General features: G+C 67.7%; 13 protein-coding genes, 1 tRNA gene and 1 pseudogene. 8 read left to right on the forward strand and 7 right to left on the reverse strand.

Going from position 1 to position 15,068, the window contains the following annotated elements; all coding sequences use genetic code 11:
* Positions 1-113: 113 nt before the first annotated feature.
* Together ACFOSH_RS44020 and ACFOSH_RS44025 are read right to left on the reverse strand one after the other, a co-directional pair.
* Positions 114-581 (reverse strand): hypothetical protein, encoded by a 468-nt coding sequence (locus ACFOSH_RS44020; protein ID WP_378247786.1) that lies wholly within the window; start codon positions 579-581, stop codon positions 114-116.
* A gap of 140 nt (positions 582-721) precedes the next feature.
* Positions 722-805: transfer RNA gene (locus ACFOSH_RS44025), tRNA-Leu, on the reverse strand.
* 285 nt (positions 806-1,090) lie between these two features.
* Here ACFOSH_RS44025 and ACFOSH_RS44030 point away from each other — a divergent pair.
* Positions 1,091-2,113 carry an LLM class flavin-dependent oxidoreductase gene (locus tag ACFOSH_RS44030; protein ID WP_378247788.1) on the forward strand — a complete coding sequence of 341 codons (1,023 nt, stop codon included), beginning with the start codon at positions 1,091-1,093 and terminating at the stop codon, positions 2,111-2,113.
* A gap of 52 nt (positions 2,114-2,165) precedes the next feature.
* Positions 2,166-2,834, forward strand: coding sequence for a S1 family peptidase (locus ACFOSH_RS44035; RefSeq protein ID WP_378247790.1), 669 nt, complete (start codon positions 2,166-2,168; stop codon positions 2,832-2,834).
* Here ACFOSH_RS44035 and ACFOSH_RS44040 read toward each other — a convergent pair.
* Entirely contained in the window at positions 2,827-3,171 is a 345-nt protein-coding gene (locus tag ACFOSH_RS44040; protein ID WP_378247792.1) for a hypothetical protein, read from the reverse strand. The two genes, ACFOSH_RS44035 and ACFOSH_RS44040, sit on opposite strands and share 8 nt — an antisense overlap.
* Before the next feature lie 150 nt (positions 3,172-3,321).
* Here ACFOSH_RS44040 and ACFOSH_RS44045 point away from each other — a divergent pair, with 150 nt between their 5' ends.
* The gene (locus tag ACFOSH_RS44045) at positions 3,322-4,494 is read left to right on the forward strand and encodes an acyl-CoA dehydrogenase family protein (protein ID WP_378247794.1); all 1,173 of its coding nucleotides are present in this window, start codon (positions 3,322-3,324) and stop codon (positions 4,492-4,494) included.
* Between the two features lie 27 nt (positions 4,495-4,521).
* On the opposite strand, the gene ACFOSH_RS44050 is transcribed toward ACFOSH_RS44045, so the two are convergent.
* Positions 4,522-4,788 carry a hypothetical protein gene (locus tag ACFOSH_RS44050; RefSeq protein WP_378247796.1) on the reverse strand — a complete coding sequence of 89 codons (267 nt, stop codon included), beginning with the start codon at positions 4,786-4,788 and terminating at the stop codon, positions 4,522-4,524.
* A 318-nt stretch (positions 4,789-5,106) separates the two neighbouring features.
* On the opposite strand from ACFOSH_RS44050, the gene ACFOSH_RS44055 reads away from it, so the two are divergent.
* Both ACFOSH_RS44055 and ACFOSH_RS44060 read left to right on the forward strand, forming a co-directional pair.
* Complete coding sequence (locus ACFOSH_RS44055) at positions 5,107-6,735, forward strand: GMC family oxidoreductase (RefSeq protein ID WP_378247798.1); 1,629 nt, start codon at positions 5,107-5,109, stop codon at positions 6,733-6,735.
* Between the two features lie 13 nt (positions 6,736-6,748).
* Positions 6,749-8,323, forward strand: coding sequence for a succinic semialdehyde dehydrogenase (locus tag ACFOSH_RS44060; protein ID WP_378247800.1), 1,575 nt, complete (start codon positions 6,749-6,751; stop codon positions 8,321-8,323).
* Here the strand turns inward: ACFOSH_RS44060 and ACFOSH_RS44065 are convergent.
* Positions 8,320-9,594, reverse strand: a complete 1,275-nt coding sequence (locus ACFOSH_RS44065) for an MFS transporter (RefSeq protein ID WP_378247802.1) — start codon at positions 9,592-9,594, stop codon at positions 8,320-8,322. The two genes, ACFOSH_RS44060 and ACFOSH_RS44065, sit on opposite strands and share 4 nt — an antisense overlap.
* On the reverse strand, positions 9,591-11,252 hold the full coding sequence (locus ACFOSH_RS44070; RefSeq protein ID WP_378247804.1) for an amidohydrolase: 1,662 nt from the start codon (positions 11,250-11,252) through the stop codon (positions 9,591-9,593). The genes ACFOSH_RS44065 and ACFOSH_RS44070 overlap by 4 nt, the downstream gene beginning before the upstream one ends.
* A gap of 210 nt (positions 11,253-11,462) precedes the next feature.
* Here ACFOSH_RS44070 and ACFOSH_RS44075 point away from each other — a divergent pair, with 210 nt between their 5' ends.
* Complete coding sequence (locus ACFOSH_RS44075; RefSeq protein ID WP_378247806.1) at positions 11,463-12,368, forward strand: Lrp/AsnC family transcriptional regulator; 906 nt, start codon at positions 11,463-11,465, stop codon at positions 12,366-12,368.
* On the opposite strand, the pseudogene ACFOSH_RS44080 reads toward ACFOSH_RS44075, so the two are convergent.
* Positions 12,365-12,858: pseudogene (locus ACFOSH_RS44080) on the reverse strand (AMP-binding enzyme); the annotation flags it as partial. The gene ACFOSH_RS44075 and the pseudogene ACFOSH_RS44080 overlap by 4 nt on opposite strands.
* A 163-nt stretch (positions 12,859-13,021) precedes the next feature.
* Here ACFOSH_RS44080 and ACFOSH_RS44085 point away from each other — a divergent pair.
* Both ACFOSH_RS44085 and ACFOSH_RS44090 read left to right on the forward strand, forming a co-directional pair.
* On the forward strand, positions 13,022-13,768 hold the full coding sequence (locus tag ACFOSH_RS44085) for a hypothetical protein (RefSeq protein WP_378247808.1): 747 nt from the start codon (positions 13,022-13,024) through the stop codon (positions 13,766-13,768).
* Positions 13,769-14,448: 680 nt separating this feature from the next.
* On the forward strand, positions 14,449-15,068 hold a 620-nt coding region (locus ACFOSH_RS44090), incomplete at its 3' end, for a DUF222 domain-containing protein (protein ID WP_378247810.1).

The raw sequence follows: 15,068 nt of genomic DNA on the forward strand, positions 1-15,068 counted from the left end.
CGGTGACCCGCGGGCGGCCGTACGCGCCACGATGCTCGGTGTGGACCTCGGCGATCTCCGTGGCCAGCTGGTCGTCCTGGGCGGCTCGTCCGGCCCGTGCGGGGAGGTGGTCATCATGCCTCCTCGGTGGTGGCGAGCGTGGCGTGGAAGATGCGGAGCAGCGCCTGCACGGCGGATTCGGGGTGGACGACGAGGGTGTCGTGCTCGGCGTCGGCGACCAGGAGCATGCGGGCTCCCGTAGCGACGCCGCAGGCCCTGCGGACCGTCGCGGGCAGGCAGACGTAGGGCTTGCGGGGCATGACGAACACGCCGTCGGCGCGCCGGTGGATCACCACCGACGTCTGGACGAGCGTGATCAGCAGCCGGTCGCCTGTGCTCCAGCCCAGGGCCGCGACCGCGCCCCGGTCTTGCAGGCGGCCACCGGCGTCGAGCACCGCGATCGACAACCGCGGCCCGCCGGCGGTGCCCAGCGTGCGCAGGGAAGGAAGCTCCAGCGGAACCGGCGCCGACAACGAGGGCCGCGTCCGCGCGGCGGAGGGGATCGTGCCGGGCAAGGACACTGGCGAGATCGGACTGGTCACGACACACCTCCCCGGACTGCCGTACGCGGGGAGAGTGCGACCATGATCAGTCTAGACGACCAGGTCGTACCGGGAACGCAAGAAAGACCCGCCGAAGCGGGCCGATTACTCTGTGCTGTGGGAGATCTACCATGAATATGTGTCCGAGGGGGGACTTGAACCCCCACGTCCGTTAAGGACACTAGCACCTCAAGCTAGCGCGTCTGCCATTCCGCCACTCGGACTTGCTGATAGGAAGAGAGTATACGTCGCCCGGGGGGCCTGAATCAGGGGGGTGCGTATCGTCACGGAGACGCACATTGAGATGATGTTCGGTTACCGTCAGGCATCTTCCGAGCCTCCAGTTGGGCGAACGCCGCGTGCAAGTCCGCAGGTCGAGAGCCGAAAAAGCATAACGTTACAACTGGTGACACAAGGTGACTGAAGCTAGGCTGCGCGAGGGCTGTCAGAGGGTGAGCGACGTCGATCGGCGGGGGAATCAAACCCGGTCATCGGGCGCTTACAAGGGCGTGAAGAAGATTGGTTTCCTCTCGTTCGGCCACTGGTCGGCGAGTGCGCACTCCGAGACCCGGTCCGCCGCCGACTTCCTGCATCAGTCGATCGACCTGGCCGTCGCGGCCGAGGAGTTCGGTGTGGACGGCGCGTACTTCCGTGTGCATCACTTCGCGCGGCAGGCGGGTAGTCCGTTCCCGTTGCTGTCGGCGATCGGGGCCCGGACGTCGAAGATCGAGATCGGCACCGGCGTGATCGACATGCGTTACGAGAACCCGATGTACATGGCCGAGGACGCCGGCGCCGCTGACCTCATCTCCGGTGGCAGGCTCCAGCTCGGCGTCAGCCGGGGATCCCCGGAGCAGGTGATCGACGGCTGGCGTTACTTCGGCTACGGACCCGCGGAGGGGCAGACGGCCGCGGACATGGCCCGGCAGCGCGTCGAGGTCTTCCTCAAGCTGCTCGACGGGGAGGGCTTCGCGCAGCCGAACCCGCGTCCGATGTTCGCCAACCCGCCGGGACTGCTCCGGCTCGAGCCGTACTCCGAGGGGCTCCGCGACCGCATTTGGTGGGGTTCCAGTTCGAACGCGACCGCCGTGTGGGCAGCGGAGCAGGGCATGAACCTGCAGAGTTCCACGCTCAAGGACGACGAGACGGGGGAGCCGCTGCATGTCCAGCAGCGCAAGCAGATCGAGGCCTACCGCGAAGCCTGGAAGGAGGCCGGTCACTCGCGTGAGCCGCGGGTATCGGTCAGCCGCAGCATCTTCGCGTTGACCAACGACCTCGACCGGGCCTACTTCGGACGCGATCGCGACTCGCGGGACCAGGTCGGCATGATCGACGAGACGACCAGGGCGATCTTCGGGCGGTCGTATGCCGCCGAGCCGGACGAGCTGGTGCGGGAACTCAAGGCGGACGAGGCGATCCAGGCCGCGGACACCGTGTTGCTGACCATCCCGAACCAGCTCGGTGTCGAGTACAACGCTCACGTGCTGGAAAGCATCCTCACGCATGTGGCGCCGGAGCTCGGCTGGCGCTGAGGGCTGGGAGGGGCGGCTAGAATCGACGTATCCCCGGCCTTCGGAGGGTCCCATGAGGCTGCCCCGATCCCGCTGTCTGCTCGGTCTGGTCCTGAGCTTCTGCCTGGCCTTGCCGTCCCTCGCCCAAGCGGACGCTCCCGCCCCGCTCGGCGGCGGGAGCGTCCTGCAGAATGGCGCTTCGTCCCGATGCACGGCCGGATTCGCCGCTGTCGCGGGGAATGTCGGCTACCTGATCGCCAGTTCCGCCTGCGGCCGGCCTGGCGACACCGTCCGCAGCGCGGGACGCGTCGTCGGGGTGGTCGCGGCGGCCCAGGTTCCGCCGACCGGGGCGATTGTCGTCCGGGTGACCAACACGACCGACTGGCGGCTGGTGGGATCCATTCCTCCCACGGACAGCCGGGTGACGATCACCGGTTCGGCCGAGGCCGCGGTCGGCGCGTCGGTGTGCAGGTACGGCTCGACCACGGGCTGGCATTGCGGGGTCATTCAGGCGAAGAACCAGACGATCACCTTCCCCGGCGGAACGCTGACCGGGCTGACCCGGACCTCGGTCTGCGCCGAGCCCGGTGACAACGGCGGGCCGTTCGTCAGCGGAACGCAGGCGCAGGGGGTGCTGGTCGGCGGCAGCGGGAACTGTTCCACCGGCGGCACCACGTACTTCCTGCCGGTCAACAGGGTCCTGTCGGCCTACGGGCTGACCATCCTCGCCGGGGCTAGCTGAAGAGTACCGAGCGCAGCAGGAGTCGGTCCGAGCCGCGACCACCGTTGGGGCGGAGCGAGAAGAAGGACTCGCTCGCGCAGTCGTCGTCCGTGAACACCACCGCCGTCGAGTCGGTGTCGTTGCGCGGGCGGAACGCGTCGACGTCCCAGTCGGCTATTTCGGGGATCTCGATGCATTCGCCGCTGGGCGGATCGACCAGGGTACCGATCTGGATCTCTTCGTGCTCGTCGTAGTAGCGGTAGGTGAACTCGCCCTCGGCGGCGGAGGCCGTCGCCGGAATCGTGAAGAACAGGGCGAAAACACTGGCGACAGCGAGGAAAGCACTACGTCTGCGCATCGGTATGCGTCCTTTCAGAGCCGGGATTCTCCGACGTTAGGACGATGATCGACATTCCGGTAGGCCTCACGGCCACGTCCACCCGCCGGTGCCGGTGGTGGACCTGATCGTGGGTGGACCGATCCCGATGGGTGATCGATAGTGAGGGGCATGTACACCGGCAACCCCGACGTCCCCGACGACGTCTTCGCGGACGTTCTCGGCCAGATTGACGACTTCGTGCGCACCCGGGTGATGCCTCGTGAGCTCGAGATCATGAACACGGACGCCATCCCCGCCGATCTCCGGGCGCAGGCCGCGGAGATGGGACTGTTCGGGTACGCGATTCCGCAGGAATGGGGCGGTCTCGGTCTCGACCTGGTCCAGGACGTCGAGGTGGCGATGGCGCTGGGCTACACGTCCTTGTCGCTGCGGTCGATGTTCGGCACGAACAACGGCATCGCCGGGCAGGTCCTGGTCGGGTTCGGCACCGAGGAACAACGAGCCCGATGGCTGCCCGGCATCGCATCCGGCGAGGTCGTGGCGTCCTTCGCGCTCACCGAGCCCGGTGCGGGCTCCGACCCCGCCGGACTGCGGACCACCGCGAAACCGGACGGCGACGGCTGGATCATCGACGGCGGCAAGCAGTTCATCACCAACGCCACCGAGGCCGGGTTGTTCGTGGTGTTCGCCCGTGTCCGGCCCGCGTCCGAGTCCGGGACGGGGATCGCGGTGTTCCTCGTGCCCGCCGGTTCGCCGGGGATCCAGGTCGGCGCGAAGGACGCGAAGATGGGGCAAGAGGGTTCGCGCACCGCGGATGTCACCTTCTCGCAAGTCCGTGTCGGCCCGGAGGCTTTGGTGGGCGGAGACGGCGACGTCGGATACAAGGCCGCGATGACCTCGCTGGCCCGCGGCCGGATCCACATGGCCGGCCTGGCTGTCGGGGCCGCGCAGCGGGCGCTCGATGAGTCGGTTGCTTACGCCGCCATCGCGACCCAGGGTGGGACGCCGATCGGGGATTTCCAGCTGGTGCAGGCGATGCTCGCCGACCAGCAGACCGGAGTGCTGGCAGGCCGGGCGCTGGCACGGGAGGCGGCGCGGCTGTACGTGACGGGGGAGGACCGCCGGATAGCGCCGTCGGCGGCGAAGCTGTTCTGCACCGAGATGGCAGGCAAGACCGCGGACCTCGCAGTGCAGGTCCACGGCGGCAGCGGCTACCTCCGCGAGGTCGCGGTCGAACGCATCTATCGCGACGTCCGGCTCATGCGGCTGTACGAAGGGACCAGCGAGATCCAGCGCTTGATCATCGGCGGCGGCCTGGTACGGGCTGAGAAGAACCGCTGAACGGGCACACTTTCGGTGCGTCCGGGGTCATTTCATCAGCATCATGAGGGTGATCAGGAACCCGATGATGCCCACGATCTCCGCGACGAGCGTCAGCAGGTTCTTGTGCGCCGCCCCACCACTCCCGCCACCACCGCCGCCGGACCAGCGGCGAGCGGAGAACTGCCCTACGAGGCACGCCACCGCCACGGCGGCGCAGGCGCCGAAGCCGATGAGCAAGGCCCAGTCGTCCAGCGTCAGCACGACGAAAGCGACGGCGGTGCCCGCCAATGCCAGTAATACGACCCCCCGCATACGTCGACCCTCCCTGTCGAAGCGTTTGCGATTAATCACTTTACGGGCGTGTGATCACGCTGGCAACAGGCAAAACTACCGTACGTGTGCGTGGCCTCGGAAACTCCTGTTCAGGACTGTCGCTGCTACGGATTCCGCAGACTGTGATCTTCTGGCGCCCGGCTCGAATAATCGGATTGGGTCAAGTTTCTCACTATGTGACTAAGTGGTGGGCGCGGGCGACGAGAAGCGCCATTGCGTAACCGGGCCGTCTCGCTATACGGTGGCAGAACTAGAACAGGTTATAGTTCTGCACGGCGGGCGGACCGAGGAGCGGAAATGGCGAACAGGGCTGCGCGCGGCGACGAGGCCGACTACGTGGTCGTCGGGTCGGGCAGCTCGGGTGCGGCGATCGCGGGCAGGCTGGCGGAGTCCGGTGCCAGCGTGATCGTGCTCGAAGCGGGTAAGAGCGACGAGAAGATGCTCGTCAGGAAGCCGGGGCTGGTCGGCCCGATGCACGCGGTGCCCCAGCTCAAGAAACCGTTCGACTGGGGCTACTACTCGGTGCCGCAGAAACATGTTCTCGATCGCCGGATGCCGGTGCCGCGCGGCAAGGTGGTCGGCGGTTCCAGCTCCATCAACGGCATGGTCTACGTGCGCGGCAACCGCGCCAACTTCGACTCCTGGGCCGCCGAGGGCAACAAGGGCTGGGACGCCGACAGCGTCAACGCCGCGTACAAGCGGATGGAGGACTTCGAGGACGGCGAGAGCGAGTTCCGCGGCGCGGGCGGCCCGATCCGGATCACCCGCAACAAGATCCCGCAGGAAGGCACGCTGCAGTTCGTCCAGGCGACCGCCGACGCGATCGGCTGCGAAATCCTCGACGACTACAACGCCGAGTCCCAAGAGGGCGTCAGCCGGATGCAGCAGAACGCCGCCGACGGCCTGCGCTACAGCGCCTCGCGTGGCTACATCCACGATCTCGCGCCCGCCACGCTGCAGGTCCAGTCCGGGGTGCTGGCGAAGAAGGTCCTCATCGAGAACGGCCGCGCCGTCGGCGTCGAAGTCGTCGACGCGGACGGAAGCCGGCGCACCCTGCGCGCGGGCAAGGAGGTCATCCTCTCGGCGGGCTTCGTCGGTTCCGCGCAACTGCTGATGCTGTCCGGGATCGGCCACGCCGAACACCTGAAGGAACACGGCATCGACGTTGTCGCGGACCTGCCGGTCGGCGACAACCTGCACGACCACATGTTCCACGCGCTGACCTTCCGCGCGTCGTCGAGCAAGAACAAGGGCACGCCGCCGTACTTCGCGAGCGGCCTGGTCAAGGAGCTGATGCGGCCGGGCACGACCTTCCTGGCGAACTCGGTCTTCGAGGCTGTGGCGTTCCTCAAGACCTCCCAGGCCGCCGCCGTCCCGGATCTCCAGTTGCACCTCCTGCCGTGGGCGTACGTGACGCCCAACCAGGACGCGCCGATCCGGCACGACGTCGACAAGCGGCCCGCGCTCACCGTGCTGACCACGTTGATCTACCCGAGGAGCCGCGGCACGCTGCGCCTCGCTTCGGCCGATCCCACGGCGGCGCCGCTCATCGACTTCCAGTACCTGTCCGACCCCGGCGATCTCGAGGTGCTCGGCGAGGGTTCGGAGATGGTCCGCGAGATCTTCGCGTCGAAGGCGTTCAACGGCTCGATCAAGGAAGAGCTCCACCCGGGCAAGGCACTCCAGGGCCAGGACCTGCGCGACGCGATCCTGAACCGCGCGACCTCGGTCTACCACGGTGTCGGCACTTGCCGGATGGGTGTCGACGAACTCGCTGTCGTCGGTCCCGACCTCAAGGTCCGCGGCGTCGAAGGACTGCGGGTGTGCGACGCCTCGATCATGCCGTCGATCACCGGCGGCAACACCAACGCGCCCGCCATCATGATCGGCGAGATGGGCGCGCAGCTCGTTCTCTCGGACAACTGACGGAAAGAGAGCCATGACCGTCACACCGCTCGCGCTCACCCGTCCGGCGTCGGTGACCGACGCGTTCCTGCGACGCCTCGTCGCCCGGGTGCCGGGCTCAACCGGCGCGACCTGGAAGCTCACCGAGGTCTACACCGGCGGAGTGCTCGTCGAGCTGCCCCAGTCGACCCCCGCCGACATCGAGCAGGCGTTCACCGCGGCACGCGCCGCGCAAGCGAAGTGGGCCGCCACGCCGCTCAAGAGGCGGCTGGAGGTGTTCAAGCGGGCGCACACGCTCTTCGTCGACAACGCGCCGATCGTCACCGACCTCATCCAGGCCGAGAGCGGCAAGAACCGCCGGATGGCCATCGAGGAGACCTGCGACCCGGCGATGGTGATGAGCCATTACCTCACGCGGGCCGCGAAACTGCTGGCACCGACCAAACGCGGGGGACCGGTCCCGTTCCTGACGACATCGACCGAGATCCGGCAGCCCAAGGGCGTCGTCGGCATCATCGCGCCGTGGAACTTCCCGTTCGCCACCGGCATTTCCGACGCCATCCCGGCGCTGATGGCCGGGAACGCGGTCGTGCTGAAGCCCGACAACAAGACGGCGCTCTCGCCGCTCTACGGCGTCGAACTGCTGGAGCAGGCCGGGCTGCCGAAGGGACTGTTCCAGGTCGTGTGCGGCGAGGGTCCGGACGTCGGCCCCACACTCATCGACCAGGCGAACTACGTGATGTTCACCGGCTCCACCGCGACCGGCCGGGTGATCGGCGAACGGGCGGGCCGCAACCTCATCGGCTGCTGCCTCGAACTCGGCGGCAAGAACCCGATGATCGTGCTCGAAGACGCCGATCTGGCCGAGGCCGTGCACGGCGCGATCTTCGGCGCCTTCGGCAACACCGGGCAGATCTGCATGCACATCGAGCGGATCTACCTGCCGGAATCCCGCTACGACGAGTTCAAGAACGCGTATGTGGCCAAGACCAAGGCGCTCGACGTCCGTGCCGCCTACGACTTCGGCCCGGACATGGGCTCTCTGGTCTCGGTCGACCACATGAGCCGCGTCAAGTCGCACGTCGAGGACGCCGTCGCGGAGGGCGCCACAGTCCTTTGTGGAGGGAAACCCCGGCCCGACCTCGGCCCGGCGTTCTTCGAACCGACGATCCTCGAAGGCGTCACGAAGGACATGCTCTGCGGGGTCACCGAAACCTTCGGACCCGTTGTCGCACTGCACAAGTACGCCACGGTCGACGAGGCCGTCGCGCTGGCCAACGACACCGAGTACGGCCTCAACGCCTCGGTCTGGGGCGGTGACGTCGACGCCGCGCGGGCCGTGGCTGCGCGGATCGAGTCCGGCAACGTCAACATCAACGACATCCTGGCCACCGCGTACGCCGCCAAGGGGACGCCGTCCGGCGGCGTCAAGAACTCGGGCGTCGGTGCCCGCCACGGGGACCAGGGCCTGCTCAAGTACACCGACGTCAAGAACGTGGCGGTGCTCAAGAAGCAGGTCATGGGTCCCCGCGGCGGCCAGACCTACGAGAAGTACGTCGAGGGGATGCTCTCCGGGCTGAAACTCATGCGGCGCCTCCGTATCCGCTAGATGTCGTCTGTGTGCTGCGGCGCGGCCAGCACACAGACGATGCTGAGCACGCACATGCCGATCAGTAGGCCGATCGCCGGCCAGACGCTGCCGGTCGCCTGGAACAGCAGCGTCGACGCCAGCGGCGAGAGACCGCCGAAGAGCGCGCCCGCCAGCTGGTAGGACAGCGAGATGCTGGTGTACCGCGCCCGCGGGCGGAACATCTGCGACAGGACGGCGGCGATCGGGCTGTAGGTCGCCGTCATCGCCAGGCGCATCGCCACGAACGCCGCGATGATCAGCGCCGCGTTCTTGGTGGAAAGCACCAGGAACTGCGGTGCCGCGAGCAAGGCGACGCCGACCAGTCCGATGACGACCACCCGCACCCGGCCGAAGCGATCGCCGAGCCAGGCCGCGCCGAAGCTCACAGCCAGTTCCACGAAGGCGGCGATGGTGAGCGCGTTGAGCACGAGCGATTCGGAGACACCGACGGCCGGATCGGTCGCGTACGCCGTCGCGAAAGTGGTGACGAGGTAGTAGCCGCCGACAGCGACGGGCAGCACGCATATGCCCAGCAGGATCGGCTTCCAGTTCGTCCGGACCGCGTACAGGAGGGGGACGCCGGTCTCTTCGGCGCTCTCCTCGAAGACCGGTGACTCTTCGACCTTCAGGCGCACGATGAGCCCGACGCCGATGAGCAGCACGGACGCGAAGAAGGGGATCCGCCAGCCCACCGTGCTGAGCCATTCGGTGCCACCGGTGCTCAGGAGGCTGAACAGGCCGGTGGCCAGCAACGCGCCCGCCGGGTTTCCCGCCTGCGCGAAGGCGCCGTAGAAGGTCTTCTTGCCCGGTGGCGCGTGTTCGACGGCCATGAGCACGGCGCCGCCCCACTCACCGCCGACGGCCAGCCCTTGGACGAACCTGAGCACCACGAGCAGGATCGGCGCCCACGTGCCGATCTGGGCGTAGCCGGGCAGGCAGCCGACCAGGAAGGTCGCCGCCCCCATCATGGTCAGGGTCACCACGAGCGCGGTCTTGCGGCCGACGCGGTCGCCGATGTGCCCGAACACGATGCCGCCGAGAGGCCGGGCGAAGAACCCGACCGCGTACGTGGCGAAGGCCGCCGCGACCCCTGTCAGCCTGTCGCCGGTTTCGGGGAAGAACACGGTACCGAAGACCAGGCTCGCGGCCGTGGCGTAGACGTAGAAGTCGTACCACTCGATCGTGGTGCCGACGAAGGCCGCGAGCCCAGCGCGGCGGGCTCGATGGAGCGATCGGGTGTCGTGAGTCATCGGGCCACCTCGCCGTCGATCCAGGTTTCCAGCACCTCGATGCCCGCGATCCCGGCGGGATCGCAGGTGAGGGGATTCTCGCCGAGCAGCACGAAATCGGCGCGTTTGCCGGGGGTGATCGAGCCCAGGTCGCGCTCACGGCCGAGCACCCGCGCGCCGGCGATCGTGTGGGCGGCGACGGCCGACCGGACGTCGATCAGCAGGTCGTCACCGCCGAGCCGGTGGCCGCGCCGGGTCGTCCTGGTCACCGCGGTCTGGATGGCTTCGAGCGGGTTCGGCTCCGCGACCGGGGCGTCCGAGCTGAGCGTGACCGGCACGCCCGCCGCCTGGAACTCGCCGAGGGGGTTGAACCGCTCGCCGGGGGTGCCGACGGCGTCGGTGACACCTTCGCCCCAGTTGAAGTAGTGCTGGGGCTGGTTGACCGGGTGGACGCCGAGCGCGGCCATCCGCTCGATCTGTTCAGGGGACGGCAGTCCACAGTGTTCGATGCGGTGACGGGCGTCAGGCCGGGGAGTGCGCCGCTGCGCGTCTTCGATGGCGTCGAGCACCATGGCGATCGCGTCGGGGGACTGGGCGTGGGTCGCGGTCTGGAGCCCGGCCTCGTGCGCCTTGTCGATGAGCGCGGAGTAGTTCTTGGGGTCGTGGTAGAGCTGCCCGGTGCGGCACGGGTCGCCGACGTAGCCGTCCGGGAAGTACGCGGTCCACCCGCCGAGCGTGCCGTCGGCGTAGAACTTGATCCCCGCGAACGCGAGGCGGGCGGTGCCGAAAGCGCCGTGCAGTCCCATTTCCACGGTCTGGTCGAGCAGGTGCGACAGCAGGTACATGTGCACGCGCGTCTTGAGCAGCCCGGCTTCGTCGAGCCGCAGGTACATGTCGAACTCGCGGCGTGTGACCTGGGCATCGCCGATCGCGGTCACCCCGGCGGCGAGGAACTTCTCCTGCGCGGCGGCCAGCTGCCGCGCGTGCTCCTCCGGCTCGTCTTCGAGGTGGAAGTTCGGCCCGTGCCGGCCGACCTTCACGCCGGTGACCCCGGTGAGGATGTTGCACGCCGCGTCCGAGAGCTCCCCGGTGAGTTCGCCGTACTCGTCCCGGAAGAACACCCCGCCGTCGGGATCCGGGGTGTCGCGGGTGACGCCGTTGCGCCGCAACGTGAAGCTGTTGACCACGCCGCCGTGCCCGCTGGCGTTCATGAGGTAGACCTCGCGGTCTTCGGCGACCGCGTCGAGCTCTCCGGAGCGAGGATGACGTTTCTCGGCGAGGTTGCGGTGCTCGTAGCCGTAACCTCGGACGGGCCTGCCGTCCGGAGTGTTCTCGGCCGCTTCGCGCAGCAGCGCGACGATGGCGGGGATGGTCGAAGCCCGCTCGGGACCGCAGTCCACCCAGGTCATCATCTGCCCGTACATCAGGGGATGCGCGTGTGGATCGACGAAGCCGGGCAGGAGTGTGCCCGGCAGCCGCCGCACCTCCGGATCCGGACGGCCTAGGGCGGCCGCGCGGGCACGGCACTCGTCCACCGAGCCGACCGCGGCGATCTCCTCGCCGAACACGAGCACCGCGGCGGCGCCTTCGGTGGCGTCGTCGACCGTCACCAGCTCTTCCGGATGCAGGATCGTCGCGGTCGCGTCGAGGATTGAACGATCGAGGGGCAACTGGCGCATCGCGCGGACTCCTGGGATTCGGCGGTGAAGTGGGGCGAAGGTAAGCGAGGAAGACCACCGAGCGCAATCAGATCATTCGTGGAGCTACGGTTCGTACGATCGATATGTGAGAGATCGGGCGCATAACGCTTTATCTCTGCTGTACAGAGCGCCATTCGGCCGGTGATATGGTTCCGCTCGCCGTCGGAAACTCAGCAGAGGAGAACCGCCGTGGATGACGCGTTGGTCGCGGCTTTGCGCGCGGACGGCCGGATTAGCGTGGCCGATCTGGCCAAGCGGACCGGTGCGTCACGCTCGGCCGTGTCGGCCCGGCTGGAGCAGCTGAAGGCCGACGGTTCGCTCAACGTTGTCGCCGCGGTCCATCCCGAGTTCCTCGGCCTCACCGCGTACGCGCATCTCGCGATCCGTACCTCGGGCCGGTCTCAGGCGACGACGGACGCCATCGCGGCACTGCCCGCCGCGGCGTTCGTTTCCGCGGTGAGCGGGGAGTACCAGACCGTCGCCGAACTGCGCCTGCCCGATTCCCCGGAGCTCTACCGCACGGTCGCGGACATCCGCGGCCTGCCGGAGGTGGAACAGGTCAACACGCTCGTCTACGTGGACGTCGTCAAGGGCCTGTTCATGCCCGGCCGTCCGCTGCCGCCCTGGTTGCGGCTGGACGATCGCGACCTCGCGATCATGCTGCGGCTGCAGGCCGACGGGCGGGAGAGTTTCGCGCGGACCGCCGAACACGTCGGGCTGTCTCCCTCGGCCACCCGCACTCGCGTGCGGTATCTCGTGGAGCACGACGTCATCCGGATCGCGCCGGTGCTCAGCCGCGCCCGCCCCGACGCCGGCCTGGTCTGCGGGATCGGCCTGAACGTGCGGGGCGCCGGGGACGCCGTGACCGCGGCGCTCGCCGCGCGCGACGACACCGAGTTCCTCGCCAGGACCATCGGCCGGTTCGACGTCGTCGCCACCATCGCGGCGCAGTCCGCCCGCGACCTCGACCGGACGCTCGAGGAGATCAGCGGCCGGTCCGACGTGGTGACCGCGGAAACGTGGGTGCACCTCCGCATCGCCAAGGAGCGCTACGAGTGGCCGTTGCCGACCGCGGAGGAACTCGCGCGCCGCTAGCCGTTGTCCAGCAAGGCTTTCCGGATCTCGGTCTTGAGCACCTTGCCGATCTTGGACCGGGGGAGATCCGGCCAGATCAGGATCTCCTTGGGTGTCTTGATGCTGCCCAGCCGCTCCTTGACCGCGGCGCGGAGTTCGTCGGCAGGCGCTGTCCTGCCCGAATGGAGTTGGGACGACGGCGGTGATCTGCTCGCCCCATTTCTCGTGCGGCAGGCCGATCACGGCGCAGTCCCGCACCGCCTCGTGGGCCATGAGAGCCTGCTCGACCTCGGCCGAATAGACGTTGAAGCCGCCGGTGATGATCATGTCCTTGGCACGGTCGACGATGTATGATCGCGACCTGGGTGAGCGGGGTGGGCCTGCCCGCCGAGGTGAACCTTTCGAGGGCGAGCGATCCATCGGGATGGACATGCTCGGCGGGGGAGAGGGTGGAGATCATCATGGGGGCTTCGCTCTGCCCGAACAACTGGCCGAAGACCGGGCCGATCCGGACGTCGTGCCGTGACAACGGAAGCCTTGTAACACCTGAGAAGTCGCGACGACTCCTGTGCGGAGCGGTCAGCTGACGAAGGGGACACCGGGTGATGTCACGGAAAAGCAGGCGCAGGGCAAGATCGGCGCCTCCGCCCAAATGGTATGTCTCGCCGCTGTTCGTGACGATCTTCAGCGTCCTCGGTGTCGCCGCGAGCGTGATTTCCGTTCTCCTCGCGACAGCGGCCCGCGATCAGGACTCCGCCGCGCTCGACGTCTCGCTCACCTCGAAGCTGCGAATCGTCTCGTACGAAGCGACTTCCCTCGACAAGATCCCGATGAAAGTGTCGGAAAGCGAGGACGATCCGGCGTCCGATGCCTCGATCAGCGCCGCTGCGGTGGACGTCGCCGTGGAGAACCTTCACGACCAGTCGGCGTTGATCACCCGGGTCGACGTCGAGGTGCGGGCCGTCTACGCGCTGCGTGCCTGCGGTGGCGGCCCGCTCAGCGCCACCGCCGAGTTCGACATCCTGATCCCGACCGATCGGAAGGTCGTCGGCCAGGTTTTCGGGCAGGACAAGATGTTCGAGGTCGAAGGCAAACGCAAGGATCGTTTCGCCGTCTCGGTGGGACCGGCGCTGATGGTCGAGAGCGATCTTGTCCAGATCTTCCACGTCGACCTCCTGCTTCGGCTCCAGTCCGGGGAAACGGTGCGCGCCGACGACATCATGCTCGTCCCGCCGGGTTCCGCTCAGGACGACGATCGCATCGTCACCACGTTGGGGACCGCGAAGACCGGCTTCAACGGATCCCCCGCGTGCCTGCGTGGTGCGCGTGCCATGGCCGACGCGGCCGTGACTGCTAAGGCGGCGAAGCAGTCTCCTCGGCTTGCTGCGCTTCACGCCAAGTTGCACGCTGTGGGGTACTGAGGCGCGTTCGGTCTGTGGCGTTGATCGCCGTGCCGTCGTAGAGGATGGTGAACTGTCCCTGTGCGTTGCGCGGGCTCACCATATCGGCGGCTGTTTCCGCGGCGAAGGCGGCGAAGGCTGCCAGTAGTCATGCGGTGTCGCCGTTCGCTGCGGGCCGCCAACGCCAGACCGAATACGGGCGCCGCGTGAAATCCTGGTCGTGCCCGCCGGGTTGCAGATTCAGCCATGTGCTCAGGCCGCTCTCGAGATTGTAGATGCCGTCGGCTCCGCTGTCGTTGTAGGCGAGAAGCGCTCCTTGATCGGCGGTTGCTCCGACTCTGGCACCTGGGTGCCATCCTCGGGTGGGCGACAGGTTCTCCGTGTAGCCTTGGGCGGCTTTTCCTCCAGGGTCGTGGCGAAAGCGGATTCGAGCTGTTTGGCCGGCGAGGTCACTGCGTACTGGCCTCCTTCTTGTGTGGATCTTTGTTCCCTGGTTGCACCTTCGCTGCTGTTCGGGCGGGCGCATCGGGGAGATTCCCTGAGTTTCGGTGTTGTCGATAAGCGCTTACTCAATGGTCTTTGGTGTCGCGCTGGGTAGTGGCTTCGTTCTGGTGAAATCACTCTTTGGGTGTCGATGCTCCCGTTTCGATGTTACTTAAAATTACGAACACATGTTCGACTGTTGTGTGTATTATGGAGGGGTGTCCGAGACTGTTCTTCCCGAGTTGCCGCAGGAGCTGTGGCGCGCCGGCAGGCTGGAGCTTGCGCATGGTGTGCGGCAGTTCCTGCAGATAGTGCGGGTCGCCTCGGCCGGGCTGGGGCGGTATCTGGCGGAGGTGGAGTCCCGGGGCGTGAAGGACTTGTTCGGGTACGGCTCGACTGTGTCGTGGTTTGCCGAGGTGGCGGGGCTGTCGTGGGGTGAGGCGCGGCCGGTAGTAAATCAGGCGATCGCGCTGAATCCGACCCGTGCTGTGGACGGCACGGAGATTCCGGCGGTCGCGCCCGCCACGGGTGCTCTGGCCGCGGAAGGCGGGATCGGGGCTGAGCGCATCGCCCAGATCCTGGAGATCCTGGGGAAGATCCCATCGGATACGTCTGTGGAGGATCGGGAGAGTGCGGAGAGGATCCTGGCCGATCTGGCCCGTGGTGCGGGGCCGCGGCAGGTGGCGGATGCCGAGCAGCGGATCATGGGCTGGCTCGACCCGGACGGCAACGAACCGAAAGAGCCCGAGCCGAAGCAGCCTCGCCGCGAAGTCACCCTGGAGCGCCGCAAGGACGGGTTCTGGAAGCTGAACGGTCTCCTCGACGACGAGACAGGCGC

This window comes from Amycolatopsis speibonae, from assembly GCF_042647925.1.
Taxonomy (GTDB): domain Bacteria; phylum Actinomycetota; class Actinomycetes; order Mycobacteriales; family Pseudonocardiaceae; genus Amycolatopsis; species Amycolatopsis speibonae.